The following is a 23,988-nucleotide window of genomic DNA, read 5'->3' as shown; positions in this document are numbered from 1 at the left end:
CCATGTCTCTCCTGAGCTACGAACGCCAGTGCGCCGAGATCGTCGTGCAGACCGAGCTGCTGAGTTCCTGCATCTCCGGGGCGGACCTGACCGCGCCCGTGCCGTCCTGTCCGGGCTGGAACGTCGGGCAGTTGCTGCGGCACCTGGGCGGCGGCCAGCGCTGGGCCGAAGAGGTGGTACGGACCCGCGCGGCGCAGCCGCAGGCCGACGACCACTTCCGCGACCTCTCGGCATACACCCACGAGGACCCCGCCGTGATCGGACCCTGGCTGCGCGAGGGCGCCGCGCAGCTGGCGGACACCCTGCGCGGCGCCGGACCCGATGTGCGGCTGTGGACCCCGGTGCCGGCGGGGACGACCGCCTTCTACGGGCGCCGCTTCCTGCATGAGACGCTGATGCACCGGGCTGACGCGACCCTCGCCCTGGGGGCGGAGTTCACCGTGGACGAGGCTGTCGCTGTGGACGCCGTCGACGAGTGGATGGAGCTCGGTTCGCTGCCGATGCACTTCGAGGTCCACCCCTGGATGCGCGAGTTGCCCGGCCCGGGACGCACCCTCCATCTGCACGCCACCGACACCGCACCCGAGCTGGCAGCGGAGTGGGTGGTCGACCTCACCGGCGACTCCATCGACTGGCGCCGTGCGCACGAGAAGGCCGCGGTCGCGGTACGGGGTCCGCTGACCGAGCTGCTGCTGCTCATCTACAAGCGGTCCCCCGCCACCAGCGCGGACGTCGAGATCCTGGGCGATGCGCCGCTGCTCGACTTCTGGCTGGAGCGGGTCAGCTTCGGGTGACCCGCTCCGTGCCGTACCGGGGCGCGGGGAAGGCGCGGAGTGCGGTGTCAGCCCCGCAACTGCTCGTACGCCGGCAGCGTCAGGAAGTCCGCGTAGTCCTGGTCGAGCGAGACCTGCAGCAGCAGGTCGTGGGCCTGCTGCCACTTGCCGGCCGCGAAGACCTCGTCGCCGACCTCGGTGCGGATCGCGGTGAGTTCGTCGGCGGCGACCTTGCGGGCCAGGTCCGCCGTGGCGCGTTCGCCGTTGTCGAAGACCACGTCGGCGTTGATCCACTGCCAGATCTGCGAACGGGAGATCTCGGCGGTGGCGGCGTCCTCCATCAGGTTGAAGATGGCGACCGCGCCCATGCCGCGCAGCCAGGCCTCGATGTAACGCAGGCCGACCTGGACCGCGTTGACCAGGCCTTCGTATGTCGGCCTGGCGTCCAGCGAGTCGATGGCGATCAGGTCGCCGGGGGCGACCGACACGTCCTCGCGCAGCCGTTCCTTCTGGTTGGGCCGGTCGCCGAGCACCGCGTCGAACGAGGCCATCGCGATCGGCACCAGGTCGGGGTGGGCGACCCAGGAGCCGTCGAAACCGTCGCCGGCCTCGCGGTCCTTGTCGGCCTTGACCTTCTCGAAGGCCACCTTGTTGACCTCGGCGTCGCGGCGGGACGGGATGAAGGCCGCCATGCCGCCGATGGCGTGCGCTCCGCGCTTGTGGCACGTACGCACCAGGAGTTCGGTGTACGCCCGCATGAACGGGGCGGTCATGGTCACGAGGTTGCGGTCCGGGAGGACGAACTTGGCGCCGCCGTCACGGAAGTTCTTGACGATCGAGAAGAGATAGTCCCAGCGGCCCGCGTTCAGCCCGGAGGCATGGTCGCGCAGCTCGTAGAGAATCTCCTCCATCTCGTAGGCGGCGGTGATCGTCTCGATCAGGACGGTCGCGCGGACGGTGCCCTGCGGGATGCCGACGTAGTCCTGCGCGAAGACGAAGATGTCGTTCCAGAGGCGCGCCTCCAGGTGGGACTCGGTCTTCGGGAGGTAGAAGTACGGGCCCTTGCCGAGGTCGATGAGGCGCTTGGCGTTGTGGAAGAAGTAGAGCCCGAAGTCGACCAGGGCGCCGGGGACCGGACGGCCGTCCAGCTGGAGGTGGCGCTCGTCGAGGTGCCAGCCGCGCGGGCGCATCACCACGGTCGCCAGCTCGTCCGCCGGGTTCAGGGCGTACGACTTGCCGGACTTCGGGTCGGTGAAGTCGATCCGGCGCTCGTAGGCATCGGTGAGATTGAGCTGGCCGAGGACAACGTTCTCCCACGTCGGTGCGGACGCGTCCTCGAAGTCGGCGAGCCAGACCTTGGCGCCCGAATTGAGCGCGTTGATGGTCATCTTGCGGTCGGTCGGGCCGGTGATCTCCACGCGGCGGTCGTTGAGCGCGGCCGGGGCCGGTGCGACCTTCCAGCTGTCGTCCTCGCGGATGCGCGCGGTCTCCGGGAGGAACCCGAGCGACGAGGTGCGGGCGATCTCGGCGCGGCGCTCACCGCGGCGGACGAGCAGCTCGTCACGGCGGGGCGTGAACAGCCGGTGCAGCTCGGCCACAAAGGCGAGGGCCTCATCGGTGAGGACCTCCTCCTGCCGGGGCAGGGGCTCGGCATTGACGATGGCCAGCGGGGCCGGCGCTGGTGCGGACATGAGCTGTCACTCCTTCAGCGGGTGGTGCCTGACGGCCGCCGGGCTGTCGCCTATGGCACGCGGTGCCATGGGGGCCGAGATGCGGTCGCGGGCGCCATGTCGGTACATGGCGCTTCTGACTTGTGGATACTAGTTTCCTCATGGTGGAAGTTCAACGGTGTGTTGACATCGAGATTCTCCGCGTCGACAGAAACTGTCGCTGAGTGCCAGCACGATCACTCCAGGTGGATCAGGTCTTCGACGGTGTCGATGTCGTAGTCCTGTGAGACGTCGGAACACTCCACGAGTGTGATCGACTCCTCATGCGCCCGGAGATAGGCGCGCGCCCCGCGGTCGCCCATCGCGGTCGCCGCGACGTCCGCCCAGCGGTCCGAGCCGAGGAGGACCGGGTGCCCCCGCTTGCCGCCGTACGAGGCCGCCGCGAGGCTCGACGACGAGCGGTACGCGCCGCGCACCCGGGCCACCGCCTGCGCGCCGATGCCCGGCTGATCCACCAGCAGCACCAGTGCGGCGTCCGCTCCGGATTCGGCGAGGGACGCCAGGCCGGCCCGCAGTGAAGAGCCCATGCCCTCGGCCCACGCCGGGTTCTCCGTCAGGAGACAGCCGGCCAGATCCGCCCGCTGCCGAACCTCCGCCGCGGCGGCGCCCAGCACCACATGCACCGGCCCGCAGCCGCCCTCCCGCAATGCCCGTACCGCGTGTTCGACCAGCGGGCGACCGCGGTGTTCGAGCAGTGCCTTCGGCCGCCCGCCCAGCCGCCGTCCGCCCCCTGCGGCGAGCAGCAGTCCCGCCACCGTCGGCGCTCCGGGGGGTGCCGGACGGGGTAGCGGTTCTTCCGGTTCCGGTTCCCGCGCTGAATCGCTCATCAGGCCTGGATACCGCAAGGACACCGGTTCTTCCGTATGAATTCCGTCTGTGGAGTGGCGGGAACGGTGCGTAGTGGCGTTAACTGGCCGCGACCCGCGGTGCCCGTCCGGCGCCGGACAGTGGCTGAACCGCGGTGAAAAAGACACCAGCACAGCGTTGTGCGAGGGGGAGAGCTTTGTTGCGAAGCGTGGGGCAGAGGCGTGTGACCGGCAGCAGCGAGGATCCGCGAGTGGTGGAGCTGCGCTTATCGGTCTCCCGGCTCCGCCGTGAACTGGCCGCCCACCCGGGCGAGTTCTCCGACCGCGCGGTTGCCGAGGACGAACTGGCCTCGCTGGACGCGATGGCGCTGAGCGGGGTCCCCGAGATCCTGCGGCTGCGCCGCTCGTTGCTGCTGGTCGCGGGGGCGATCGGCTCGGTGAGCGCCCTGGCGGCAGCCCTCTCGGAGGTACGGAACGCGGTCGAACTCTTCGGAGTGCCGCACCGATGACCGTACGCCGCGTGGTGCCCGACCTGGCGACGGACGCGATGGCGGAGAGCCGGGACTTCTACCGCCTCATCGGGCTTCGCGAAGTCATGAACCAGGGTTGGGTGATGACCCTGGCCTCGCCCGCCAACCCCACCGCTCAGCTCACCTTCATGACGCATGACGAGAGCGCGGACGTGCGGCCCGATCTGTCCATCGAGGTGGACGATGTCGACGCGGTCCACGCAGCCGTGCTCGCCAGTGGCGCGCAGATCGTGCATCCCTTGCAGGACGAGGCGTGGGGCGTGCGCCGGTTCTTCGTGCGCGATCCCAACGGCAAGGTGGTCAATGTGGTGAGCCACCGCCGCGACGGATGAGACGGCGTGCGGAGGCGACCGCTACCGCCGAGGTGCGCGAGTCGACGCCCAGCTTGGCGTAGATGTGCACCAGATGGGACTTCACCGTGGCCTGGCTGAGGAAGAGGTCTTGGCTGATCTGCTGGTTGGACAGGCCGTCCGCGACGAGTTGAAGAACTTCCAGTTCCCGCCGGGTGAGGGACTCCGCGGGGGTGCGCATCCGGTCCATCAGCCGGTGCGCGACCGCCGGGGCCAGGGCCGACCGGCCCGCCCCGGCAGTCCGCACCGCTGCGGCCAGTTCGTCCGGGGGCGCGTCCTTCAGCAGGTAGCCCCCGGCGCCCGCCTCCACCGCGGCCAGGATGTCCGCGTCCGTGTCGTACGTCGTGAGGACGAGCACCCGGGGAGCGCCCTCGGCCGCGGTGATGGCGGCGGTGGCCTCGGAGCCGTGCATGCCGGGCCCGAACTGCAGGTCCATCAGGACCACGTCGATGCGCTCCGACGCGGCCAGCTCCACCGCGCGCTCGGCGGTTGCCGCCTCCGCGACGACCTCGAAGTCGGGCTCGGTGTCGAGCACCGCCCGCAGGCCCGCCCGGACCACCGGGTGGTCGTCGGCGAGCAGGAGCCGGATGGTCATACGGACGTCCCCTGAGTGAGCGGTAGCGGCAGGGTGACCGCTACGGCGGTGCCCTGGCCCGGTGTGGACTCCACGGTGAGGGTGCCGCCGAGCGACTCGGCGCGCGAGCGCATCGCCGGCAGACCGAAACCACCGTCGTCGTCGGCCCTGGCGTGTCCGGGATCGAAGCCGGCACCGTCGTCGACGACGTCCAGCGCGACCGCGGTCCCCAGGAAGCTCAGGGTGATCTCGGCCCGGGTCGCTTCGGCGTGCCGCAGGGTGTTGGCCAGCGCCGACTGCGCGATACGCAACAGTGCCACCTCGTACGGCGTCGGCAGCGCGACCGGAGTACCGCTGGTCGAGAACCTGACCCGCGGATCCGGGCCCCCGGAACAGAGCCGCTCCAGCGCGGCGGCGAGCGAACCGTGCTGCAGCGCGGGCGGCGACAGTTCCCGTACGAAACGGCGGGCCTCGGCGAGATTGTCCTGGGCCGCCTGCCGGGCTTGTTCGATATGGGCGGCTGCCGGGGCGCCGGCCGGCAGCGTGCGCTGAGCGGCACGCAGCAGCAGCTGGATGGACGAAAGCCCCTGCGCGAGCGTGTCGTGGATCTCCCTGGCCAGCCGTTCCCGCTCGGCGAGCGTGCCCGCGGCACGCTCCACGCCGGCCAGCTCGGCGCGGGTGGCGATCAGTTCGTCGATGAGCCGGCGGCGGCCCTCGCTCTCCCGGTAGAGCACCTGGTAGCCGAGGACGGTGGCCACGGCTACCGCCGCACCCAGCAGCGGACCGATGAAGGCACCGGGGTTCAGCGGTTCCCCATGGTGCAGGTACGACAGGATCGCCGCGCCGGCGGTGGCGGCCACGGCGGGCAGGGACCAGCGGACCGGCAGCAGATGCAACTGCAGGAAGTACAGCGGGAAGGCGGCCCAGAGGCCGTCGGGGGACAAGGCGAGCAGGACCAGCCAGGCCGCGCAGAGCACACCGAGCCAGAGAGCGGCCGCTCCACGCGAGGTCCGTACGGAAGGCCACAGCGCGCCCACCGCGTAGATCGCACCCATCACCACCGCTGCCGCGACCACCACCGGGGCGTTCGCCGCGTCACCGGTGAGGGCCCGCACCGCGGCGAGCGCCAGCAGACCGGCCATCAGCAGATGCAGACAGAGCCGCAGCACGAGCAGCGCAGGGGTCATCGCACGGGGATCCATGATCCTGCCAGGGTAGGCGGATCGTCCTGGCTCGCCCTCAATCGAAAGTTTGATTGCGGGCTCCGTCTTTTGATCCGGCGGAAGCCATCCGTGGCGCGATGCCGCCGCGCCCCGTGGCCAGCAGGGTGGAGCTCATGTTCGTCGCATGGAGAGATCTGAGATTCGCCCGGGGCAGGTTCGCCCTGATGGGCACCGTGATCGTGCTCATCACCCTGCTCGTCGGTTTGCTGTCCGGTCTGACCGCCGGGCTGGCCAGGGACAACACGTCCGCCGTCACGGGGCTGTCCGCCGACCACCTGGCCTTCGCCGCGCCGCCCTCCGGGCAGTCGGCTTCCTTCACCGGGTCGCAGCTGCCGAGTGGTGCCGCCCGGACCTGGGCGGCTCAGCCGGGGGTGCGGAGCGCGCAGCCGGTCGCCATCGACACCCGGAACGCGGCGGCGGACAGCCGTACCGCGGCGGTCTCGGAGTTCGCGGTACGCCCCGGCTCCGGTCTGGCGCCGGTGGCGGTGAGCAGCGGCAGCGTGGTGCTGTCGGCGGGGGCGGCGAAGAGTCTGGGCGCAGCGGCCGGGAACACCGTCGAGGTGGCCGGGAAGCGGCTGAAGGTCACCGCGGTCGCCGGGCACGACTCGTACAGCCACACGCCCGTCGTCTGGACCGCGCTCCCGGCGGACGCCGATGCGACGGTGGTGGCGCTCACCACCGATGGGGCGGACCTGGCGGCGGGCGACCGGGCGGCCGGCACCCGGACGCTCACCCTGGACGGCTCACTGAGCGCACTGCCCTCCTACCAGGCGGAGAACGGCTCGCTGCAGCTGATGCGCGGTTTCCTCTTCGTCATCTCGGCCCTGGTGATAGGGGCGTTCTTCACGGTCTGGACGATCCAGCGCAGCGGTGACATCGCGGTACTGAAGGCACTCGGTGCCTCCACCCCGTATCTGCTGCGCGACGCGCTCGGGCAGGCGGTGCTGATGCTGCTGGCCGGGAGTCTGCTGGGCACGGCTCTCGCTGCCGGGGCCGGTGCGGTCGTCCCCGCCGACGTGCCCTTCGTACTCGATCCGCTCACCACGCTGACCCCCGCCGCGGTGATAGTCGCCCTCGGTGTGCTCGGCGCGGCCCTCTCCATCCGGCGGATCACCGCCGTCGACCCCCTCACCGCGCTCGGGAGCGCCCGATGACTCTGACACTGCACGAGGTGACGCTGACCTACCCCGACGGCGAGGGGCGGGTGACCGCGCTGGACTCGGTGCGGCTCGACGTACCGGCCGGATCCCTGACCGCCGTGGTCGGGCCTTCGGGGTCCGGCAAGTCGAGTCTGCTGGCGGTGGCGGCGACCCTGGTGACGCCGGAGCACGGCCAGGTGCTCGTCGACGGCGTGGATACGGCTTCGCTGAGCCGGGCCGAGAAAGCGGCGCTGCGGCGCGAGCGCGTCGGCATCGTCTTCCAGCAGCCCAACCTGCTGCCCGCGCTGACGGCGGCGGAGCAGTTGCAGGTGATGGCGCACCTGTCGGGTCGGTCGCCGGCCCGGACCCGCGACCGGGTACGGGAGCTGCTGGCGGCGGTGGGCCTGACCGAGCAGGCGGACCGCCGCCCGCACCAGCTGTCCGGGGGACAGCGCCAGCGGGTGAACATCGCCCGCGCCCTGATGAACGAGCCGGCGGTGCTGCTGGTCGACGAGCCGACCAGCGCCCTCGACCACGAGCGGGGCGCCGGGGTGCTCGATCTGCTCGTCACACTGACCAGGCAGTGGAGCACCGCGACGGTGCTGGTCACCCACGACCGTACGCTTCTGGACCGGATGGACCGCACGGCGTCGATGGCCGACGGGCGGCTCACCATGCCGGTCACCGAGGAGGTGACCGGCTGACTCACCCGCATCGCCGTGCCGTCGCCGGCCCCGGCTGTCCGCTCAGCCGTTCTGCGGGCCGGCGCTGGCGAGCGTCGCGGAGAGCTCCTGGGCGATGCCCTGAAGGATCGGCACGATTTTCTCCGTGGCCTCCTCGGTCACCCGGCCGGCCGGGCCCGAGATGGAGATCGCCGCTGCGGTGGGGGAGTTGGGGACCGAGACCGCCAGGCACCGGACCCCTATCTCCTGCTCGTTGTCGTCGACCGCGTACCCCGCCCGGCGTACCGCTTCCAGGGCCTCCAGGAAGACCTCGGGTGTGGTGATCGTCTTGTCGGTGGCGGCCGGCATCCCGGTCCGGGCGAGCAGCGCTCTGACCTCGGCGGGCGGGGTGTACGCGAGCAGCGCCTTGCCGACACCGGTGGAGTGCGGGAGCACCCGTCGTCCCACCTCGGTGAACATCCGCATCGAGTGCTTGGAGGGTACCTGGGCGACATACACGATCTCGTCGCCGTCGAGCAGCGCCATGTTCGCGGTCTCGCCGGTCTCCTCGACCAGGCGGGTCAGGTAGGGGCGGGCCCAGGTGCCGAGCAGGCGGGCGGACGACTCGCCGAGCCGGATCAGGCGCGGACCCAGTGCGTACCGACGGTTGGGCTGCTGGCGTACATAACCGCAGGCGACCAGGGTGCGCATCAGACGGTGGATCGTCGGCAACGGCAGGCCGCTGCTGGATGAGAGCTCACTCAGGCCGACCTCGCCCCCCGCGTCGGCCATCCGCTCCAGCATGTCGAAGGCGCGCTCCAGGGACTGCACGCCACCGCTCGAAGCGGCGGGCTTGGAGTCGGCTGCGCTGGTGTGGGACTGCGGCACGGCGGCGGTCCTTTCGAGGCGGGCGGGGCGAGGCGTCAGCTTACCGGGAGGTACTCCGTGGCACCCCGGCGGCGACGTCGATGTTCTGGCCGGTCAGGCATGCTTTGTCCGGGTAGGCGGCCTGAACACAAGCGCTCCGCTGCCGGTGACGGCGCAGAACATACGTTCCGGGCATCGAAATTCTACTTCCACTTTGTGGAAACCTCCAGATGTCCGGACGGAGTTCCGTCGCAGTCCGGGGACCTCTTGACGGCCTGCGGCTCGGAGTGAAGACTTCTTCAACAGAACGTTGAATTTCGCACAGGGGAATTTGAAGAGGAAGCGGGGCTCGGGTGTCCGACACCGAACTGGTACTGCGCTCGACACGCGTCATCACCCCGGAGGGGACACGCGCCGCGTCGGTCGCCGTCACCGACGGCAGGATCACGGCGGTACTGCCCCACGACGCGGCGGTGCCGGCCGGAGCGAGCCTGCACGACTTCGGTGACGACGTGCTGCTCCCCGGCCTCGTCGACACCCACGTCCATGTGAACGACCCCGGTCGCACCGAGTGGGAGGGGTTCTGGACCGCCACCCGCGCGGCGGCCGCCGGCGGGATCACCACGCTCGTGGACATGCCGCTCAACTCGCTGCCGCCGACCACCACGGTGGCCGGTCTGCGCACCAAGCAGGAAGTGGCGCGCAGCAAGGCCCATGTCGACGTCGGCTTCTGGGGCGGCGCGCTGCCCGACAACGTCAAGGATCTGCGTCCGCTGCACGACGCCGGAGTCTTCGGCTTCAAGTGCTTCCTCTCGCCCTCGGGCGTGGAGGAGTTCCCCGAGCTGAACCGGGAACAGCTGTCCGCAGCGATGACCGAGATCGCCGGGTTCGGCGGTCTGCTGATCGTGCACGCCGAGGACCCGCACGAGCTGGAAGTGGCGCCGCATCTGAGCGGTCCCAAGTACGCCGACTACCTGGCCACCCGCCCGCGTGTCTCCGAGAACGCCGCGATCGAGGGGCTGATCGCGGTCGCCGGACGGATCGGCGCCCGCGTTCACATCCTGCATCTGTCCTCGTCCGACGCGCTGCCGCTGGTCGCCGCGGCGAAGGCGGCCGGTGTCCGGCTGACCGTCGAGACCTGCCCGCACTACCTCACCCTCACCGCCGAGGAAGTCCCGGACGGCGCCAGCGAGTTCAAGTGCTGCCCGCCGATCAGGGAGGCCGCCAACCAGGATCTGCTCTGGGAGGCGCTGGCGGACGGCACCATCGACTGCATCGTCACGGACCACTCGCCGTCCACCGCCGACCTCAAGACCGCCGACTTCGCCACCGCCTGGGGCGGCATCTCCTCGCTGCAGCTCAGCCTGCCCGCGATCTGGACCGAGGCGCGTCGGCGCGGACGGTCACTGGAGGACGTGGTGCGCTGGATGTCCACCGCCCCGGCCGGTCTGGTGGGACTGGCCCAGAAGGGCGCCATCGCGCCGGGCCGCGACGCGGACTTCGCGGTACTGGCGCCCGACGAGACCTTCACCGTGGACCCGGCCGCCCTGCACCACCGCAACCAGGTCACCGCCTACGCCGGGAAGACCTTGCACGGTGTCGTCAAGTCGACCTGGCTCCGAGGCGTACGGATCGCCTCGGACGGCACGCTCGCCGACCCCACGGGCCGCCTGCTCGAACGAACGAACTGACCCCTGGCTGCCGGGAAGGAGGCGGGCCCTCCCGCGGACCCGCCTCCGATCGGACACGGACCGGCGCTTCCTGCCGGCCACCTCGGCCACCGGCACCCATCGCTCACGGCGCGCTGCCGGCGGCCGTATCCGGCGATCCGGATCCGTTACGCCGCGTGGCCGCCGTCCACCACCAGCTCTGCCCCGGTCACGTAAGCCGCCTCCTCACTCACCAGATACGCCACCAGCGAGGCGACTTCATCGCGGCTCCCGAAGCGGCCCAGCGCCGTGCCCGCCCGCTGCGGCTCCGCGTACGGTCCGTCCGCCGGGTTCATGTCGGTGTCGATCGGGCCGGGGTGCACCGCGTTGACCGTGATGCCGCGGCCGCCCAGCTCCCTGGCCAGCGCCTTGGTCAGCCCGGTGAGCGCGGACTTGCTCATCGCATACAGGGTGCCGCCAGGACCGCCCACGTACCCGGCCAGCGAGGAACCGATCGAGATGATCCGGCCGCCGGGTCGCAGCGTGACCGCCGCCGACTGCGCTCCGAGGAAGACTTCCCGCACATTGACCGCGAGCGTGCGATCGAGATCGTCGGCCGAGAGGTCACCGATCGGGGCGAGCACACCGATCCCCGCGTTGCTGACCAGGATGTCCAGACCGCCGAACGCGTCGGCGGTCCTGGTGACCGCCGTCGCCGCGTCCGCCCGCAGGGCCAGTGCCCGTCGGCCGGTCGATTCGATCTCTGCGACGACCTTGTGGGCCGCGGCCTCGTCGCGGGCGTAGGTGACCGCGACGTCGGCCCCTTCCCGGGCCAGCCGCAGCGCGATGGCCGCCCCGATCCCCCTGCTGCCCCCGGTGACCAGTGCGGCCCTGGTCCGTGCCGTCCCGGTCTGCGCCCTCCCGGTCCGCGCGGTCCCGACCGCTGCCGTGCTGCCGTCCAGCGAAGACATGTGGTAACCCTTCATCAGTAGTGTTCGCGCCTCGGTGTTCGCATCCCAGCAAAGCGGCGGCCGCCGCCCGGCACCGGCGGGAAACGGACCCCGAGATCGTCAGGAGAACCGGCTGTGACCCTGCAGCAAGAGATCGTCGGCAACGCCATGCAGATGGCAGTGGTCAGCCTTCAGCCCGGCCAGACCGTCTACTGCGAGGCCGGGAAGTTCCTCTTCAAGACCGCGAACGTGACCATGGAGACCCGCCTCTCCGGGCCCGGCGGCGGAGGCGGGCAGCCGCAGGGCGGGCAGCCGGGGCAGGCCGGCGGGATGGGCGGCCTGCTCAGGCAGGCCATGGGCACCGCCATGCAGGTCGGCCAGCGGGCACTGGCCGGTGAGTCGCTCGCCTTCCAGTACTTCACCTGCTCCGGCGGTGAGGGCACGGTCGGCTTCGCCGGGGTGCTGCCCGGCGAGATGCGGGCGCTGGAGCTGACCGGTAACCGGGCGTGGTTCGCCGAGAAGGACGCCTTCGTCGCCGCCGAGTCCACCGTCGACTTCGGAATCGCCTGGCAGGGCGGCCGCACGGGCCGCAGCGGCGGTGAGGGTTTCATCCTGGAGAAGTTCACCGGCCACGGCACGGTGATCATCTGCGGTGCGGGCAACTTCATCGACCTCAACCCCGCCGACTTCGGCGGCCGGATCGAGGTCGACACCGGCTGCATCGTCGCCTTCGAGGAAGGCATCGAGTACGGAGTGCAGCGGATCGGCGGCCTGAACCGCCAGGGCATGATGAACGCCGTCTTCGGCGGCGAGGGTCTGTCCCTGGCCACGCTGGAGGGCAACGGACGGGTGATCCTGCAGTCACTCACCATCGAGGGCCTGGCCAACGCACTGAAGAAGGCCCAGGGCGGCGACAAGCAGGGGCCGACCGGCGGACTGTTCTCGACGAACGCCGGATAGACGCGGCCCTCCGACCGGAGGGACCGCGCCCCCGAGCGCCTTCGGCCATGGCGTCCGGTCGCTTCGGGCGGTTACGGTGATCAACCTTGTGAGAGCCGACGGAGTCTCCACCCACTGCGGACAGGGGAGCTCCCGTTGTCGTCGATCGCCGTGCCCGTCCCCGCCCTCGCCCCGCGCCGTGCCTGGCTGACCGATCTGCCGGTCCTGCTGGTGGCCGGGGTGTGGGGCGCGAGTTATCTCGCGGCCAAGGACATCACCACTCCGGGAACGGTGGTGGCCGTACTGGCGCTGCGGTTCGCGATCGTACTGCCGGTTCTCGCCGCGGCCGGGCAGCGCAGGCTCCGGGGGCTGTCCGCGGCCCAGTGGCGCGGAGCGGGAACCCTGGGGGTGGTGCTCAGCGGGATCTTCCTGCTGGAGACGTACGGGATCGTGCACACCTCGGCCACCAACGCCGGGCTCATCATCAGCCTCACCATGATCTTCACACCGCTCGCCGAGGCGGTGATGACCAGGACCGTGCCGCGCCGCGGGTTCCTGGCGGCCGCCGGGCTCTCCGTTCTCGGGGTGGTGCTGCTGACCCAGGGCGGCGGATTCACCGCTCCCTCGGCCGGCGACCTGCTCATGCTGCTGGCCGCGCTCGCCCGGACCGTGCATGTCCTGGCGATGTCGCGGATCAGGGCGATCCGCGGGGCCGACTCGCTGTCGCTGACCACCGTCCAGCTGGGATCTGCCGTCGCGGTGTTCGCCGTCCTCGCAGCGGTGCCCGGCACCGGTGCGGCCCCCTGGGCCGTGGCGGCCGGCTTCGGCGTGCGGGCGTGGGCGGGACTGCTCTTCCTGTCGGTCTTCTGCACGCTCTTCGCCTTCCTCGTGCAGATGTGGGCGGTCCGCCGGACCTCGCCGTCACGGCTCAGCCTGCTGCTGGGCACCGAGCCGCTCTGGGCGGCAGCGGTCGGTATCGCGATCGGTGGCGAGCACCTCGGTGCCCTCGGACTGTGCGGCGGGCTGCTGGTGCTGGCGGGGACCACCTGGGGCCGCCGCTCGGCGGACCGGGCGGCGGCTGCGGTGAGCAGCTGAGGACCCGGCCGGGCGGGGGCGGGCCGGGCCGGCCGAAAGTCTGTGCCTGCCCGACTTTGGTCTCCGCTCCGGCCGCAGCGACCGCGGCGGACCGCCGGGCTGCGTAACTTTGTCGATATGACGCGTTCCGATTACCCCTGGCTGCTGCCGTCGGCCCTCGCCGACCCCGAGCTGCCGGCCGAGGGGGACCGGCCGCGCCGCACGCTGCGCGACTGGGTCGTGGACGTCGCAGCGTTTCTGATCGCCGTGGTCATCGCCGTGCTGACGCTGGACGCGCTCACGTCCGGGTCCCGCGAGAGCTCCCTCGAGCTGGCCGCCGACGTGGCCGCGGGCGGTCTCGCCTGCTGTGCGCTGTGGATCCGCAGGCGCCGGCCGGTGGATCTCGCGGTGGCCCTCGTCGTCCTCAGCACCTTCGCTCCGCTCGCCTCCGGGGCGCTGCTGGTGGCGCTGTTCAGCCTGGCCGTGCACCGCCCGTTCAAACCGGTCGCCGTCGTCGGTGCCGCCGCGGTGGGCAGTGGGGTGGTGCAGCCCTGGCTGCGCCCCGATCCGTCGACCTCCTGGATGACTTCGGTGCTCTTCGGTACGGTGCTCGTGCTGCTGGTGATCGCCTGGGGGATGGTCGTACGCTCCCGCCGGCAGATCGTCGTGGTGCTGCGGGAGCGTGCCCACCGCGCCGAGGCCGAGGCCGAACTGCGGGCCGAGCAGGCGCAGCGGCTCGCCCGCGAGGCCATCGCCCGGGAGATGCACGACGTACTGGCGCACCGGCTCACCCTGTTGAGCGTCCACGCCGGTGCTCTGGAGTTCCGTCCCGACGCACCGGTGCGCGAGGTGGCGCGGGCCGCCGGGGTCATCCGGGACAGTGCCCACGAGGCGCTGCAGGATCTGCGCGAGATCATCGGGGTGCTCCGGACACCGGGCGAGGGCGAGGAGAACCGCCCGCAGCCCACCCTCGTCACCCTGGAGGATCTGGTTGCCGAGTCCCGGCAGGCCGGCATGAAGGTCACTCTGGTCAACCGGGTCGCCGATCCGGAAGCGGTGCCCGCGGCCACCGGCCGTACCGCCTACCGGATCGCTCAGGAGGCGCTGACCAACGCACGTAAGCACGCACCGGGAGCCGAGGTCACCGTCAAGCTGGGCGGGAGCCCGGGGGAGGGCATCACCATCGCGGTGCGCAACCCCCGCCCGACGGGAGACGTGCCGAAGGTTCCCGGTTCCGGCCAGGGACTGATCGGTCTGACCGAGCGGGCCACCCTGGCAGGCGGACGGCTCGACCACGGGGCGAGCGGGGACGGCGGTTTCCGGGTGGAAGCCTGGCTACCGTGGCCTGCATGACCATCAGGCTGCTCATCGTCGACGACGACCCGCTCGTACGTGCCGGACTCGCCCTGATGCTCGGCGGCGCGGACGACATCGAGATCGTGGGCGAGGCCACGGACGGCTCCGAGGTTGCCGCGGCGGTGGCGGCCGGGCACGCCGATGTAGTGCTGATGGACATCAGAATGCCCGGCGTGGACGGGCTGACCGCAACCGAACAGCTGAGGGCCGTGCCCGGCGCCCCGGAAGTCATCGTCCTCACCACCTTCCACGCCGACGAGCAGGTGGTGCGGGCGCTGCGTGCCGGGGCCGCCGGCTTCGTACTCAATGGCTCAACTGGCCGAGCGGGAACGGGAAGTGGCGATCGCCGTCGGACGCGGCGGCTCCAACGCGAGGATCGGCGCGGAGCTGTACATGAGCGTGCCCACGGTCAAGGCGCATGTCTCGCGCATCCTGGCTCGCCTCGGGCTCAACAACCGTGTCCAGATCGCGCTGCTGGTGCACGACGCGGGCTTCCTCGACGGGGACGGCGACGTAGGCTGACCGGATGACGGAGATCGACCTGCGGGAGCATGCCGAGGACTTCAATTCCCATCCCTATCCGTACTACGAGAAGATGCGCGCCGCGGGACCGGTGCACCGCATCCGCACCCCCGAGGCCGACGGCGTCTGGCTGATCGTGGGGTACGACGAGGCCAGAGCCGCGCTCGCGGACGACCGGCTCGGCAAGGACCCGCGCATCACGGGCAACTGGCAGGACGAGTCACCGGGCCTGTTCTCCAACATGCTGGACACCGATCCGCCGCACCACACCAGGCTGCGCAAGCTTGTGGCCAGGGAATTCACCGCACGCCGCGTCGAGGCGCTGCGCCCGCGGGTGCAGCAGATCACCGACGGCTATGCGAGCGCGATGCTCGAAGCGCCCGACCGCCGGGCCGATCTGGTGGACTCGCTCGCCTTCCCGCTGCCCATGACCGTCATCTGTGAACTGCTGGGCGTGCCCGACCTGGACCGGGCGCGATTCCGGCTGTGGTCGAACGAAATGGTGGCTCCGACCGGCCCCGAGCAGGAGAGCGCCGCGGTCATGGCGATGAGCGAGTATCTCGTCGAACTCATCGAGGACAAACGCTGCACCGGGCCCGGCGACGACCTGATGAGCGCGCTGATCCGGGCCCGCCACGAGGACGGCGATCAGTTGTCCTCGCGTGAACTCGTCGGCATGGCCTTCCTGCTGCTGGTCGCCGGGCACGAGACCACGGTCAATCTGATCTCCAACGGCATGCGGGCGCTGCTCTCGCACCCGGAGCAACTCGCGGCACTGCGCGCCGACATGAGTCTGCTCGACGGTGCAGTGGAAGAGATGCTGCGCTACGAAGGTCCGGTGCAGACCGCCACCTACCGGCATACCCGGGAGGCGATCACGATCGGCGGCACCGAGATCCCGGCCGGGCAGGACGTGCTGGTCTCCCTGTCATCGGCCGACCGGGACCCGGGCCGCTACCCGGACGCCGACCGGTTCGACATCCGCCGCCGCTCGCAGGGACATCTCGCGTTCGGGCACGGCATCCACTTCTGTCTCGGTGCCCCGCTCGCCCGGATAGAGGGCCGCACAGCTGTCCGTACCCTCCTCGAACGCTGCCCGGAGCTGGCGCTCGACCGGCAGGGCGGCGGGTACGACTGGATCCCCGGGCTGCTGATCCGGGGGGTGCGCAAGCTGCCGGTGCGCTGGTAGCGGCAGCCGATCGGCCTGCGTCGGCTCAGCCCGCGGGCAGTTCGTCCAGTCCGACCGGACGGTGCTCGCGCCGCGACAGCTCGCAGGCCTCGGCGATCCGCAGCGCCTGCAGTGCCTCCCAGCCGTCACACGGATTGTCCAGCTCGCCCCGCGCGACCCGCAGGAACGCGTCCAGCTCGGCCTCGTAGGCCGGCGCGAACCGCTCGAGGAATCCGGGCCACGGCTCGTCGGCGGGCGGCGGGCCCTGCGGCTCGGTCGAGGTGATGGGGGTGCGGTCGTCGAGGCCGACCGAGATCTGGTCGAGCTCACCGGCCAGTTCCAGCCGTACGTCGTAGCCCGCGCCGTTGCAGCGGGTGGCCGTGGCGGTGGCGAGCGTCCCGTCGTCCAGGGTCAGCACCGCGGCGGCCGTGTCGACGTCGCCAGCCTCGCGGAACATCGCGGGCCCGGTGTCGGACCCGGTCGCGTACACCTCCACCACCTCGCACCCCGTCACCCAGCGCACCATGTCGAAGTCGTGCACCAGGCAGTCCCGGTAGAGCCCGCCGGAGAGCGGCAGATATGCGGCGGGCGGCGGCGCCGGGTCGGAGGTGATCGCCCGTAGGGTGTGCAGCCGGCCCAGCGCCCCGGAGCGCACGAGCTCACGGGCCGCGGTGTACCCCGCGTCGAAGCGGCGCATGAAGCCGAGCTGCAGAATGCTGCCGGCCGTCTCGACCTCCCGCAGGGCGGCCAGCGTGCGCGGCAGGTCCAGGGCGATCGGCTTCTCACAGAAGACCGGTAGTCCGGCGCGCGCGGCCCGGCCGATCAGATCGGCGTGCGAGGCCGTCGCCGAAGCGATGACCACGGCGTCCACCCCCCAGGTGAAGACTTCGTCCACCGAGGGCGCCGCGGTGGCGCCGATCCGCTGGGCCACTTCGGTGGCCCGTTGGCCCTCGGTGTCCGCGACCACCAGGGCACCCACATCACGGTGATCACTGAGCACGCCCGCGTGGAAGGAGCCGATACGCCCCGTCCCGATCAGTCCGATACGCATGGCCCCAAAGTGGTCGCCGTGCCACCCGCTGTCAAGTCTTTGTCCTGACAAAAGAACCTCAGTTCCGTGATGTTCGTAAGAATGTTCGGACAAACTCTTGACGGGGCATCGCGCTCGCCGTTAGAACTCCCTTGCCGCAACCGGGCGGCCGGGAGGGAAGGCGGACCCCCATGCGTACGACACGTACAGCAGCAGCGCTCCTCGCCGTACTCGCACTCGCCGTCGCCGGCTGCAGCACATCGGGCGGCAAGAAGTCGGAGGACGAACCGGCCGGCTCGGGCAGCGGCAAGGGCGTCACGACGCCGCGGCTCAAGATCGCCATGGTGTCGCACTCGGGCCAGGGCGACACCTTCTGGGACATCGTGCAGAGCGGGGCGAAACAGGCGGCGGCCAAGGACAACGTCCAGTTCCTGTACTCCGCCAGTGAGCAGGGCAACGAGCAGGCGCAGCTCGTGCAGGCCGCCATCGACCAGAAGGTCGACGGGATCGTGGTGACCCTGGCCAAGCCGGACGCGGTGAAGGCGGTGGTGAAGAAGGCCGTCAGGGCGGGCATTCCGGTCATCACCATCAACTCCGGCGGCCAGTACAGCAAGGAGGTCGGCGCCCTCGGGCACATCGGCCAGGACGAATCGGTGGCCGGCGAAGCGGTCGGCGACGAGCTGAACGCACGGGGCAGGAAGAAGGCCGTCTGCGTCATCCACGAACAGGGCAACGTCTCGCTCGAGGACCGCTGTGCGGGCGTGAAGAAGACCTTCAAGGGGGCCGTCGAGAACCTCAACGTCGACGGCACCAACACCCCCGCGACCACCTCGTCGATCGAGGCCAAGCTACAGGCGGGAAAGGACATCGACGCGGTGGTCACGCTCGGTGCGCCCATCGCGGACGCCGCGGTCAAGGCCAAGAAGGACGCCGACAGCACGGCGGAGATCGACACCTTCGACCTCAACGCCGCAGTGGTGAAGAGCCTCAAGGCCAAGGACATCGGATTCGCGGTGGACCAGCAGCCCTATCTCCAGGGCTATCTCGCGATCGACGAACTCTGGCTCCACAAGACCAACCTGAACGTCCTGGGCGGCGGAAAGCCGGTCCTCACCGGTCCGGCGATCGTCACCGGGAAGGATGTGCCCGCCCTGGAGAAGTACACCGCACGCGGTACCCGATGAGTGGCCGCCGATCAGCCGTGACCCATACTTGGGCCGCCGGGCCGGACGGGGACGTCCCCCGGCCGCACCGGCAGGTACGCGAAGACGTACCGCACGGCAAGAAGTACAGGCACGGCAAGAAGTGCACGTTCAGCAAGAAGGGCACCACCTCGTGGCAAGGGTACGAAGCTGGGTCAGTGGGGCGCTGGCGGCTGTGGTCGGGCTGTCCCTGGCGGGATGCAGCAGCACCGGCGGCAAGCGGGCCGAGGAGCGGGCGGCCCGGGCGGCCGCCGTCGGCAAGGCGGCCGTGAACACCCCCCGGTGGAAGTTCGCCATGGTGACCCACTCGGGCGACGGCGACACCTTCTGGGACATCGTGCAGAAGGGTTCCCAGCAGGCAGCCGCCAAGGACAACATCAAATTCCTCTACTCGCACAGCGAGGAGGGGCAGCAGCAGGCCCAGCTGGTGCAGACCGCGATCGACCAGAAGGTCGACGGGCTGATCGTCACCCTCGCCAAGCCCGACTCCATGAAGGCCGTCGTGGCGAAGGCCGAGAAGGCCGGCATCCCGGTGATCACGGTGAACTCGGGATCCGCGGAGTCCAAGAAATTCGGCGCGCTCAGTCACATCGGCCAGGACGAGACCATCGCCGGCGAGGCGGTCGGCAACGAGCTGAACAAGCGCGGCCGCAAGAAGGCCCTCTGTGTCCTGCACGAGCAGGGCAACGTCGGCCACGAGCAGCGCTGCGCGGGCGCCAAAAAGACCTTCCACGGAACGATGCAGAACATCTACGTGGACGGCACCAACATGCCCGACGTGCAGTCGTCCATCGAGGCGAAGCTGCAGGCCGACCACTCCATCGACTCCGTGGTCACCCTCGGCGCACCCTTCGCCGACGCGGCGGTCCAGGCGAAGAACACCGCGGGCAGCAAGGCGGAAGTCGACACCTTCGACCTCAACGCCAAGGTCGCCGCCGCCCTGCAGAAGGGCACGCTCGGCTTCGCCGTCGACCAGCAGCCGTATCTCCAGGGCTATGAGGCCGTCGACCTGCTCTGGCTCTACAAGTACAACCGCAACGTCCTCGGTGGCGGGCTGCCGGTGCTCACCGGTCCGCAGGTCATCACCAAACAGGACGCAAGCGCCCTGGCCGCCTACACCCAGCGGGGGACCCGATGACCGCGACCCTGGAAGTGCAGGACGAACGGCTGCTGCGGCCCTCGCTGCTGCGCAGGCTGCTCGGCCGCCCAGAGCTCGGCTCGGTCGTCGGCGCAGTCGCCGTCTTCGTCTTCTTCTCGATCGTCGCGAGCAGTTTCCTGCGCCCCTCCAGTCTCTCCACCGTTCTCTACGCGGCATCGACCATCGGGATCATGGCGGTGCCGGTGGCGCTGCTGATGATCGGTGGCGAGTTCGATCTGTCGGCCGGTGTGCTGGTGACCAGCTCGGCGCTGATGTCCTCGATGTTCAGCTACCAGATGACGGCGAACGTCTGGGTCGGTGTCCTGGTCTCGCTGCTGGTCACGCTGGCCATCGGGGCGTTCAACGGCTTCATGCTGACCCGCACGAAACTGCCCAGCTTCATCATCACGCTGGGCACCTTCCTGATGCTGACCGGTCTCAACCTCGGCTTCACCAAGCTGATCAGCGGCACCGTCTCCACCAAGTCGATCGGCGACATGGAGGGATTCTCGTCGGCCAGGAAGCTCTTCGCCTCGCAGCTCTCCATCGGTGACGTCGACCTGAAGGTCACCATTCTGTGGTGGCTCGTCCTCGTCGCGGTGGCCACCTGGATCCTGCTGCGCACCCGCGCGGGCAACTGGATCTTCGCGGTCGGCGGCAACGACGACGCGGCCCGCGCGGTCGGTGTCCCGGTCGTGAAGACCAGGATCGGCCTTTACATGGGCGTGGCCTTCGGTGCCTGGATCTCCGGCCAGCATCTGCTCTTCAGCTACGACGTCGTGCAGTCGGGCGAGGGGGTCGGCAACGAACTGATCTACATCATCGCTGCCGTCATCGGCGGCTGTCTGATCACCGGCGGCTACGGCTCGGCGATCGGCTCCGCGGTCGGTGCCTTCATCTTCGGCATGACCAGCAAGGGCATCGTGTACGCGGAGTGGAACCCGGACTGGTTCAAGTTCTTCCTGGGGGCGATGCTGCTGCTGGCCGCGCTGCTCAACGCCTGGGTACGCAAGCGAGCGGAGGCATCGCGATGACCGAGCAGCCCACCGATGACACGAAGCCGGCGGCCGCCGCCCAGCGATCCGCCCCGCTGGTCGAGCTCGACGGCGTCAGCAAGTTCTACGGCAACGTCAAGGCACTCGAAGGCGTGTCGCTGGTCGTGCGCGCGGGTGAGATCTCCTGCGTGCTCGGGGACAACGGCGCCGGCAAGTCGACCCTCATCAAGATCATCTCAGGGCTGCACCGGCACGACGCCGGGCGCTTCCTCATCGAGGGCGAGGAGACCTCCCTCGGCAAACCGAGGGAAGCCCTGGACCGGGGCATCGCCACGGTCTACCAGGACCTCGCCGTGGTCCCGCTGATGCCGGTCTGGCGCAACTTCTTCCTCGGCTCCGAGCCGACGAAGGGGGCCGGCCCCGTCAAGCGCCTCGACGTCCGCACGATGCGTGAGACGACCCGCGCCGAACTGCTCCGGATGGGCATCGACCTGCGCGACGTCGACCAGCCGATCGGCACGTTGTCCGGCGGCGAGCGGCAGTGCGTGGCGATCGCCCGCGCCGTGTACTTTGGCGCGAAGGTGCTGGTGCTCGACGAGCCCACCGCCGCGCTGGGGGTCAAGCAGTCCGGCGTGGTCCTGAAATACGTCGCGGCCGCCCGTGACGCGGGCCTCGGCGTGGTCCTCATCACGCACAACCCGCACCACGCCTACCTGGTCGGGGACCGCTTCGTCCTGCTGAAGCGCGGCACCATGTTCGGCAGTCACACCAAGGACGACATCACGCTGGACGAGCTCACCCGGCAGATGGCCGGCGGCAGCGAACTGGAGGAGCTCAGCCACGAACTCCAGCGCGCCCCGTCACCCGCGCATCCGGTCGGTCCCCCCGCCGGGGACGCCTCGTGACGGCACGGGTGGCAGAATCTGCCCGATGAGTACGTACCGTGACTTCGCGCACCGCGGCTCCGCCCGCGCCACGGTCCTGCGGACCGTCGGGACCCGCGAGCGGCGCTCGCACCTCACAGCGCCCCGCGTCCCGACCGTCGGCATCGACATCGGCGGTACGAAGGTGATGGCCGGCGTCGTCGACGCGGATGGCGTCATCCTCGAGAAGATGAAGACCGAGACGCCCGACAAGTCGAAGAGCGCCAAGGTCGTCGAGGACACCATCGTCGAGCTGGTCCTCGATCTCTCCGACCGCCACGACGTGCACGCGGTGGGCATCGGTGCGGCCGGCTGGGTCGACGCCGACCGGTCCCGGGTGCTCTTCGCCCCCCACCTCGCCTGGCGTGACGAACCGCTGCGGGACGCGCTGCAGGGCCGTCTCGCCGTCCCCGTCATGGTCGACAACGACGCCAACACCGCGGCCTGGGCCGAGTGGCGCTTCGGCGCGGGACGCGGCGAGGACCACCTGGTGATGATCACACTCGGCACCGGGATCGGCGGCGCGATCCTGCAGGACGGCCAGGTCAAGCGGGGCAAATACGGCGTCGCGGGTGAGTTCGGTCATATGCAGGTGGTTCCCGGCGGCCACCGCTGCCCATGCGGAAACCGCGGCTGCTGGGAGCAGTACAGCTCGGGCAACGCACTCGTCCGGGAAGCCAAGGAACTGGCTGCGGCCGACTCACCGGTCGCCTACAACATCATCGAGCGGGTCAAGGGCAACATTCCCGACATCACCGGACCGCTCATCACCGAACTCGCCCGCGAGGGCGACGCGATGTGCGTCGAACTCTTCCAGGACATCGGCCAGTGGCTCGGCGTCGGCATCGCCAACCTCGCCGCCGCGCTCGACCCGTCCTGCTTCGTCGTCGGAGGAGGTGTCAGCGCCGCCGACGACCTGCTCATCGGACCGGCTCGAGACGCCTTCAAGCGACAGCTGACCGGCCGCGGATACCGCCCCGAGGCGCGCATCGCCAAGGCCCAGCTCGGCCCCGAGGCGGGTATGGTCGGTGCGGCGGACCTCGCCAGGCTGATCGCCCGGCGCTTCCGCAGGGCCAATCGCCGCCGCGTCGAGCGGTACGAGCGCTACGCCCGCACCGACCGCACCACCCAGGGAACTCCGGAATGACCACAGCCGTGTCGCAGCAGTCCCCGCCGGCCGAAGAGGGTCCCGAGCCGTCGGCGGAGGACCGCCGGCACATGATCCGCCGCCGCTGGCTGACGGCGGTCATCATCGTGCTGCTGATCGGGATCCCGGCCGGATACCTGGTGATCGCCGCCGAGCAGAGCCGCGAGAGCGGCCGCCACAACGAGAAGAAGGCCCTGGCGACCGGCCTGACCCACGGCTGGCCCACCAAGGTGCAGCGCCGTACCTTCGACGTGCCGATCCCCGAGCAGGCGCTGGGTGTCTGGTACTACCAGACCAGCAACTGGAAGGTCAGCCGACTGTACGTGCAGTTCACCACCGACCAGGCCGGGGTGGACGGATTCCTCAACGAGGTCGGGGTGAACCCGGCCTCCCTCAAGGACGGCAAGGTCACGGTCGGCGGCCGGGATGCCAGGATCGTCGGCTGGAAATTCCCCGCGACCCGGGACTGGTCGGGCACCACCTTCTCGCAGAAGGACCCGCTGCCCACCCTGAACATCACCGTGGACAGCACCTGGCCGCATGCCCGCAGGGTCTACGTGGTCTCCACCGACACCCCCTGAATGCCCGTGCCGGCGGCCCGGCCGGCGTGGCGGGCGTGTGGACCAGGACGCTGCAGTACCGAAGGCAGGGCGCGTCGCGCCGATGTGCTCACCGGCCCTATGAGGACCACCCCGGATGCTGGAGGAGACCACCGGCCACCTACTGCGGCGACGGCAGTTCGGGGCACCGCTCGCCGACCTCGGCGCGGTCCAGGCGGACCTCGGCGCGTGCTTCGCCGACCTGGAAGCCGGCCGAGCACTCGCCATGGAGGCGGCGCGGGCGTTCGACTCGGCCACCGTCCCACGGCACCGTATCGCCGCGGCCAAGCTGTTCTGTTCCGAGATGGCGAGCCGGGTGGCGGACCGCTGCGTCCAACTGCTCGGTGGTGAGGGCATCGTCGGCGACCACCCTGTGCCACGGATGTGGCGGGATGTGCGGGCACTGCGCATCTATGAGGGATCCTCTCCCGTGCACGAACGCAACCTGGGGCGGGCGGTAGCCCGGCAGGTGAAGAGAGACGGCACCCTTCCGGACACGTACCGCGCCACCCGGGGACAGGCCGCGAGCAGCGGTGTGGGGGGCGGAGCTGCCCATGCGCGCCGAACTCGGCGAGTGCCTCGGCCAGCCGGTGCACGGACGGCTCGGGCGACATGACGTCGACCCGCAGGCCGTGCTCCTCG

General features: G+C 70.4%; 23 protein-coding genes and 2 pseudogenes. 18 read left to right on the top strand and 7 right to left on the bottom strand.

Translation table 11 applies throughout. From position 1 onward, the window contains the following. The first annotated feature begins 2 nt into the window (after window positions 1-2). Window positions 3-794: a maleylpyruvate isomerase family mycothiol-dependent enzyme gene (locus AB0436_RS17540; protein ID WP_366468768.1), complete on the top strand. Its 792-nt coding sequence runs from the start codon at window positions 3-5 to the stop codon at window positions 792-794. Window positions 795-841: 47 nt separating this feature from the next. On the opposite strand, the gene aceB is transcribed toward AB0436_RS17540, so the two are convergent. Both aceB and AB0436_RS17530 read right to left on the bottom strand, forming a co-directional pair. Further along, the gene (gene aceB / locus AB0436_RS17535; protein WP_366468767.1) at window positions 842-2,464 is read right to left on the bottom strand and encodes a malate synthase A; all 1,623 of its coding nucleotides are present in this window, start codon (window positions 2,462-2,464) and stop codon (window positions 842-844) included. Window positions 2,465-2,679: 215 nt separating this feature from the next. Further along, window positions 2,680-3,249 (bottom strand): nucleotidyltransferase family protein, encoded by a 570-nt coding sequence (locus AB0436_RS17530; RefSeq protein WP_366469105.1) that lies wholly within the window; start codon window positions 3,247-3,249, stop codon window positions 2,680-2,682. 257 nt (window positions 3,250-3,506) lie between these two features. Here AB0436_RS17530 and AB0436_RS17525 point away from each other — a divergent pair, with 257 nt between their 5' ends. Continuing rightward, window positions 3,507-3,818 carry a DUF5955 family protein gene (locus AB0436_RS17525; RefSeq protein WP_366468766.1) on the top strand — a complete coding sequence of 104 codons (312 nt, stop codon included), beginning with the start codon at window positions 3,507-3,509 and terminating at the stop codon, window positions 3,816-3,818. Further along, window positions 3,815-4,171 carry a VOC family protein gene (locus AB0436_RS17520; RefSeq protein WP_366468765.1) on the top strand — a complete coding sequence of 119 codons (357 nt, stop codon included), beginning with the start codon at window positions 3,815-3,817 and terminating at the stop codon, window positions 4,169-4,171. Before AB0436_RS17525 ends, AB0436_RS17520 begins: the two co-directional genes overlap by 4 nt. Here the strand turns inward: AB0436_RS17520 and AB0436_RS17515 are convergent. Continuing rightward, window positions 4,140-4,784, bottom strand: coding sequence for a response regulator transcription factor (locus AB0436_RS17515; RefSeq protein WP_366468764.1), 645 nt, complete (start codon window positions 4,782-4,784; stop codon window positions 4,140-4,142). The two genes, AB0436_RS17520 and AB0436_RS17515, sit on opposite strands and share 32 nt — an antisense overlap. Further along, complete coding sequence (locus AB0436_RS17510; protein ID WP_366468763.1) at window positions 4,781-5,965, bottom strand: sensor histidine kinase; 1,185 nt, start codon at window positions 5,963-5,965, stop codon at window positions 4,781-4,783. The genes AB0436_RS17515 and AB0436_RS17510 overlap by 4 nt, the downstream gene beginning before the upstream one ends. A 134-nt stretch (window positions 5,966-6,099) precedes the next feature. Here AB0436_RS17510 and AB0436_RS17505 point away from each other — a divergent pair, with 134 nt between their 5' ends. Both AB0436_RS17505 and AB0436_RS17500 read left to right on the top strand, forming a co-directional pair. Continuing rightward, window positions 6,100-7,140 carry an FtsX-like permease family protein gene (locus AB0436_RS17505; RefSeq protein ID WP_366468762.1) on the top strand — a complete coding sequence of 347 codons (1,041 nt, stop codon included), beginning with the start codon at window positions 6,100-6,102 and terminating at the stop codon, window positions 7,138-7,140. Then, window positions 7,137-7,829, top strand: a complete 693-nt coding sequence (locus tag AB0436_RS17500) for an ABC transporter ATP-binding protein (protein WP_366468761.1) — start codon at window positions 7,137-7,139, stop codon at window positions 7,827-7,829. The genes AB0436_RS17505 and AB0436_RS17500 overlap by 4 nt, the downstream gene beginning before the upstream one ends. A 42-nt stretch (window positions 7,830-7,871) precedes the next feature. On the opposite strand, the gene AB0436_RS17495 is transcribed toward AB0436_RS17500, so the two are convergent. Continuing rightward, on the bottom strand, window positions 7,872-8,675 hold the full coding sequence (locus AB0436_RS17495; RefSeq protein WP_366468760.1) for an IclR family transcriptional regulator: 804 nt from the start codon (window positions 8,673-8,675) through the stop codon (window positions 7,872-7,874). A 332-nt stretch (window positions 8,676-9,007) separates the two neighbouring features. On the opposite strand from AB0436_RS17495, the gene allB reads away from it, so the two are divergent. Beyond that, window positions 9,008-10,345 (top strand): allantoinase AllB, encoded by a 1,338-nt coding sequence (gene allB, locus AB0436_RS17490; protein WP_366468759.1) that lies wholly within the window; start codon window positions 9,008-9,010, stop codon window positions 10,343-10,345. Between the two features lie 146 nt (window positions 10,346-10,491). Here allB and AB0436_RS17485 read toward each other — a convergent pair whose 3' ends face one another. Then, window positions 10,492-11,274, bottom strand: coding sequence for an SDR family oxidoreductase (locus AB0436_RS17485; protein ID WP_366468758.1), 783 nt, complete (start codon window positions 11,272-11,274; stop codon window positions 10,492-10,494). A gap of 114 nt (window positions 11,275-11,388) precedes the next feature. Here AB0436_RS17485 and AB0436_RS17480 point away from each other — a divergent pair, with 114 nt between their 5' ends. The 5 genes and pseudogenes from AB0436_RS17480 to AB0436_RS17460 all read left to right on the top strand — a co-directional run bounded on the left by AB0436_RS17480 (window position 11,389) and on the right by AB0436_RS17460 (window position 16,333). Further along, window positions 11,389-12,213: an AIM24 family protein gene (locus AB0436_RS17480; protein WP_365851060.1), complete on the top strand. Its 825-nt coding sequence runs from the start codon at window positions 11,389-11,391 to the stop codon at window positions 12,211-12,213. Between the two features lie 135 nt (window positions 12,214-12,348). After that, window positions 12,349-13,287, top strand: coding sequence for a DMT family transporter (locus AB0436_RS17475; RefSeq protein WP_366468757.1), 939 nt, complete (start codon window positions 12,349-12,351; stop codon window positions 13,285-13,287). A 117-nt stretch (window positions 13,288-13,404) separates the two neighbouring features. Further along, a complete protein-coding gene (locus AB0436_RS17470; RefSeq protein WP_366468756.1) occupies window positions 13,405-14,619 on the top strand; it encodes a histidine kinase in 1,215 nt (404 codons plus the stop codon). Next, a pseudogene (locus AB0436_RS17465) lies at window positions 14,616-15,144 on the top strand (response regulator transcription factor). The gene AB0436_RS17470 and the pseudogene AB0436_RS17465 overlap by 4 nt, the downstream one beginning before the upstream one ends. Before the next feature lie 4 nt (window positions 15,145-15,148). Continuing rightward, window positions 15,149-16,333: a cytochrome P450 gene (locus AB0436_RS17460; RefSeq protein WP_366468755.1), complete on the top strand. Its 1,185-nt coding sequence runs from the start codon at window positions 15,149-15,151 to the stop codon at window positions 16,331-16,333. Between the two features lie 25 nt (window positions 16,334-16,358). Here AB0436_RS17460 and AB0436_RS17455 read toward each other — a convergent pair whose 3' ends face one another. Then, complete coding sequence (locus tag AB0436_RS17455) at window positions 16,359-17,363, bottom strand: Gfo/Idh/MocA family oxidoreductase (RefSeq protein ID WP_366468754.1); 1,005 nt, start codon at window positions 17,361-17,363, stop codon at window positions 16,359-16,361. Window positions 17,364-17,533: 170 nt separating this feature from the next. Here AB0436_RS17455 and AB0436_RS17450 point away from each other — a divergent pair, with 170 nt between their 5' ends. The 7 genes and pseudogenes from AB0436_RS17450 to AB0436_RS17420 form a co-directional block, all read left to right on the top strand. After that, window positions 17,534-18,526: a sugar ABC transporter substrate-binding protein gene (locus AB0436_RS17450; RefSeq protein ID WP_366468753.1), complete on the top strand. Its 993-nt coding sequence runs from the start codon at window positions 17,534-17,536 to the stop codon at window positions 18,524-18,526. 151 nt (window positions 18,527-18,677) lie between these two features. Continuing rightward, a complete protein-coding gene (locus AB0436_RS17445) occupies window positions 18,678-19,682 on the top strand; it encodes a sugar ABC transporter substrate-binding protein (RefSeq protein WP_366468752.1) in 1,005 nt (334 codons plus the stop codon). Then, a complete protein-coding gene (locus tag AB0436_RS17440; RefSeq protein ID WP_366468751.1) occupies window positions 19,679-20,716 on the top strand; it encodes an ABC transporter permease in 1,038 nt (345 codons plus the stop codon). Before AB0436_RS17445 ends, AB0436_RS17440 begins: the two co-directional genes overlap by 4 nt. Then, on the top strand, window positions 20,713-21,582 hold the full coding sequence (locus AB0436_RS17435; RefSeq protein WP_366468750.1) for an ATP-binding cassette domain-containing protein: 870 nt from the start codon (window positions 20,713-20,715) through the stop codon (window positions 21,580-21,582). The genes AB0436_RS17440 and AB0436_RS17435 overlap by 4 nt, the downstream gene beginning before the upstream one ends. A gap of 25 nt (window positions 21,583-21,607) precedes the next feature. Beyond that, a complete protein-coding gene (locus AB0436_RS17430; protein WP_366468749.1) occupies window positions 21,608-22,747 on the top strand; it encodes an ROK family glucokinase in 1,140 nt (379 codons plus the stop codon). Then, window positions 22,744-23,328, top strand: coding sequence for a hypothetical protein (locus AB0436_RS17425; RefSeq protein WP_366468748.1), 585 nt, complete (start codon window positions 22,744-22,746; stop codon window positions 23,326-23,328). Before AB0436_RS17430 ends, AB0436_RS17425 begins: the two co-directional genes overlap by 4 nt. A gap of 115 nt (window positions 23,329-23,443) precedes the next feature. Beyond that, a pseudogene (locus AB0436_RS17420) lies at window positions 23,444-23,794 on the top strand (acyl-CoA dehydrogenase family protein); the annotation flags it as partial. Window positions 23,795-23,988 lie beyond the last annotated feature (194 nt).

This window comes from Streptomyces sp. NPDC051322 (assembly GCF_040689485.1).
In the GTDB taxonomy this organism is placed as follows: domain Bacteria; phylum Actinomycetota; class Actinomycetes; order Streptomycetales; family Streptomycetaceae; genus Streptomyces.
Note: the sequence above shows the minus strand (reverse complement) of the source record. Positions and strands in the feature narration are given on the sequence as shown.

Coding starts and splice junctions, on each gene's coding strand:
- AB0436_RS17540 (WP_366468768.1), top strand. CDS start 3: ATGTCTCTCCTGAGCTACGAACGCCAGTGCGCCGAGATCGTCGTGCAG.
- aceB (WP_366468767.1), bottom strand. CDS start 2,464: ATGTCCGCACCAGCGCCGGCCCCGCTGGCCATCGTCAATGCCGAGCCC.
- AB0436_RS17520 (WP_366468765.1), top strand. CDS start 3,815: ATGACCGTACGCCGCGTGGTGCCCGACCTGGCGACGGACGCGATGGCG.
- AB0436_RS17515 (WP_366468764.1), bottom strand. CDS start 4,784: ATGACCATCCGGCTCCTGCTCGCCGACGACCACCCGGTGGTCCGGGCG.
- AB0436_RS17510 (WP_366468763.1), bottom strand. CDS start 5,965: ATGGATCCCCGTGCGATGACCCCTGCGCTGCTCGTGCTGCGGCTCTGT.
- AB0436_RS17505 (WP_366468762.1), top strand. CDS start 6,100: ATGTTCGTCGCATGGAGAGATCTGAGATTCGCCCGGGGCAGGTTCGCC.
- AB0436_RS17500 (WP_366468761.1), top strand. CDS start 7,137: ATGACTCTGACACTGCACGAGGTGACGCTGACCTACCCCGACGGCGAG.
- AB0436_RS17485 (WP_366468758.1), bottom strand. CDS start 11,274: ATGTCTTCGCTGGACGGCAGCACGGCAGCGGTCGGGACCGCGCGGACC.
- AB0436_RS17470 (WP_366468756.1), top strand. CDS start 13,405: ATGACGCGTTCCGATTACCCCTGGCTGCTGCCGTCGGCCCTCGCCGAC.
- AB0436_RS17460 (WP_366468755.1), top strand. CDS start 15,149: ATGACGGAGATCGACCTGCGGGAGCATGCCGAGGACTTCAATTCCCAT.
- AB0436_RS17455 (WP_366468754.1), bottom strand. CDS start 17,363: ATGCGTATCGGACTGATCGGGACGGGGCGTATCGGCTCCTTCCACGCG.
- AB0436_RS17450 (WP_366468753.1), top strand. CDS start 17,534: ATGCGTACGACACGTACAGCAGCAGCGCTCCTCGCCGTACTCGCACTC.
- AB0436_RS17440 (WP_366468751.1), top strand. CDS start 19,679: ATGACCGCGACCCTGGAAGTGCAGGACGAACGGCTGCTGCGGCCCTCG.
- AB0436_RS17435 (WP_366468750.1), top strand. CDS start 20,713: ATGACCGAGCAGCCCACCGATGACACGAAGCCGGCGGCCGCCGCCCAG.
- AB0436_RS17430 (WP_366468749.1), top strand. CDS start 21,608: ATGAGTACGTACCGTGACTTCGCGCACCGCGGCTCCGCCCGCGCCACG.
- AB0436_RS17425 (WP_366468748.1), top strand. CDS start 22,744: ATGACCACAGCCGTGTCGCAGCAGTCCCCGCCGGCCGAAGAGGGTCCC.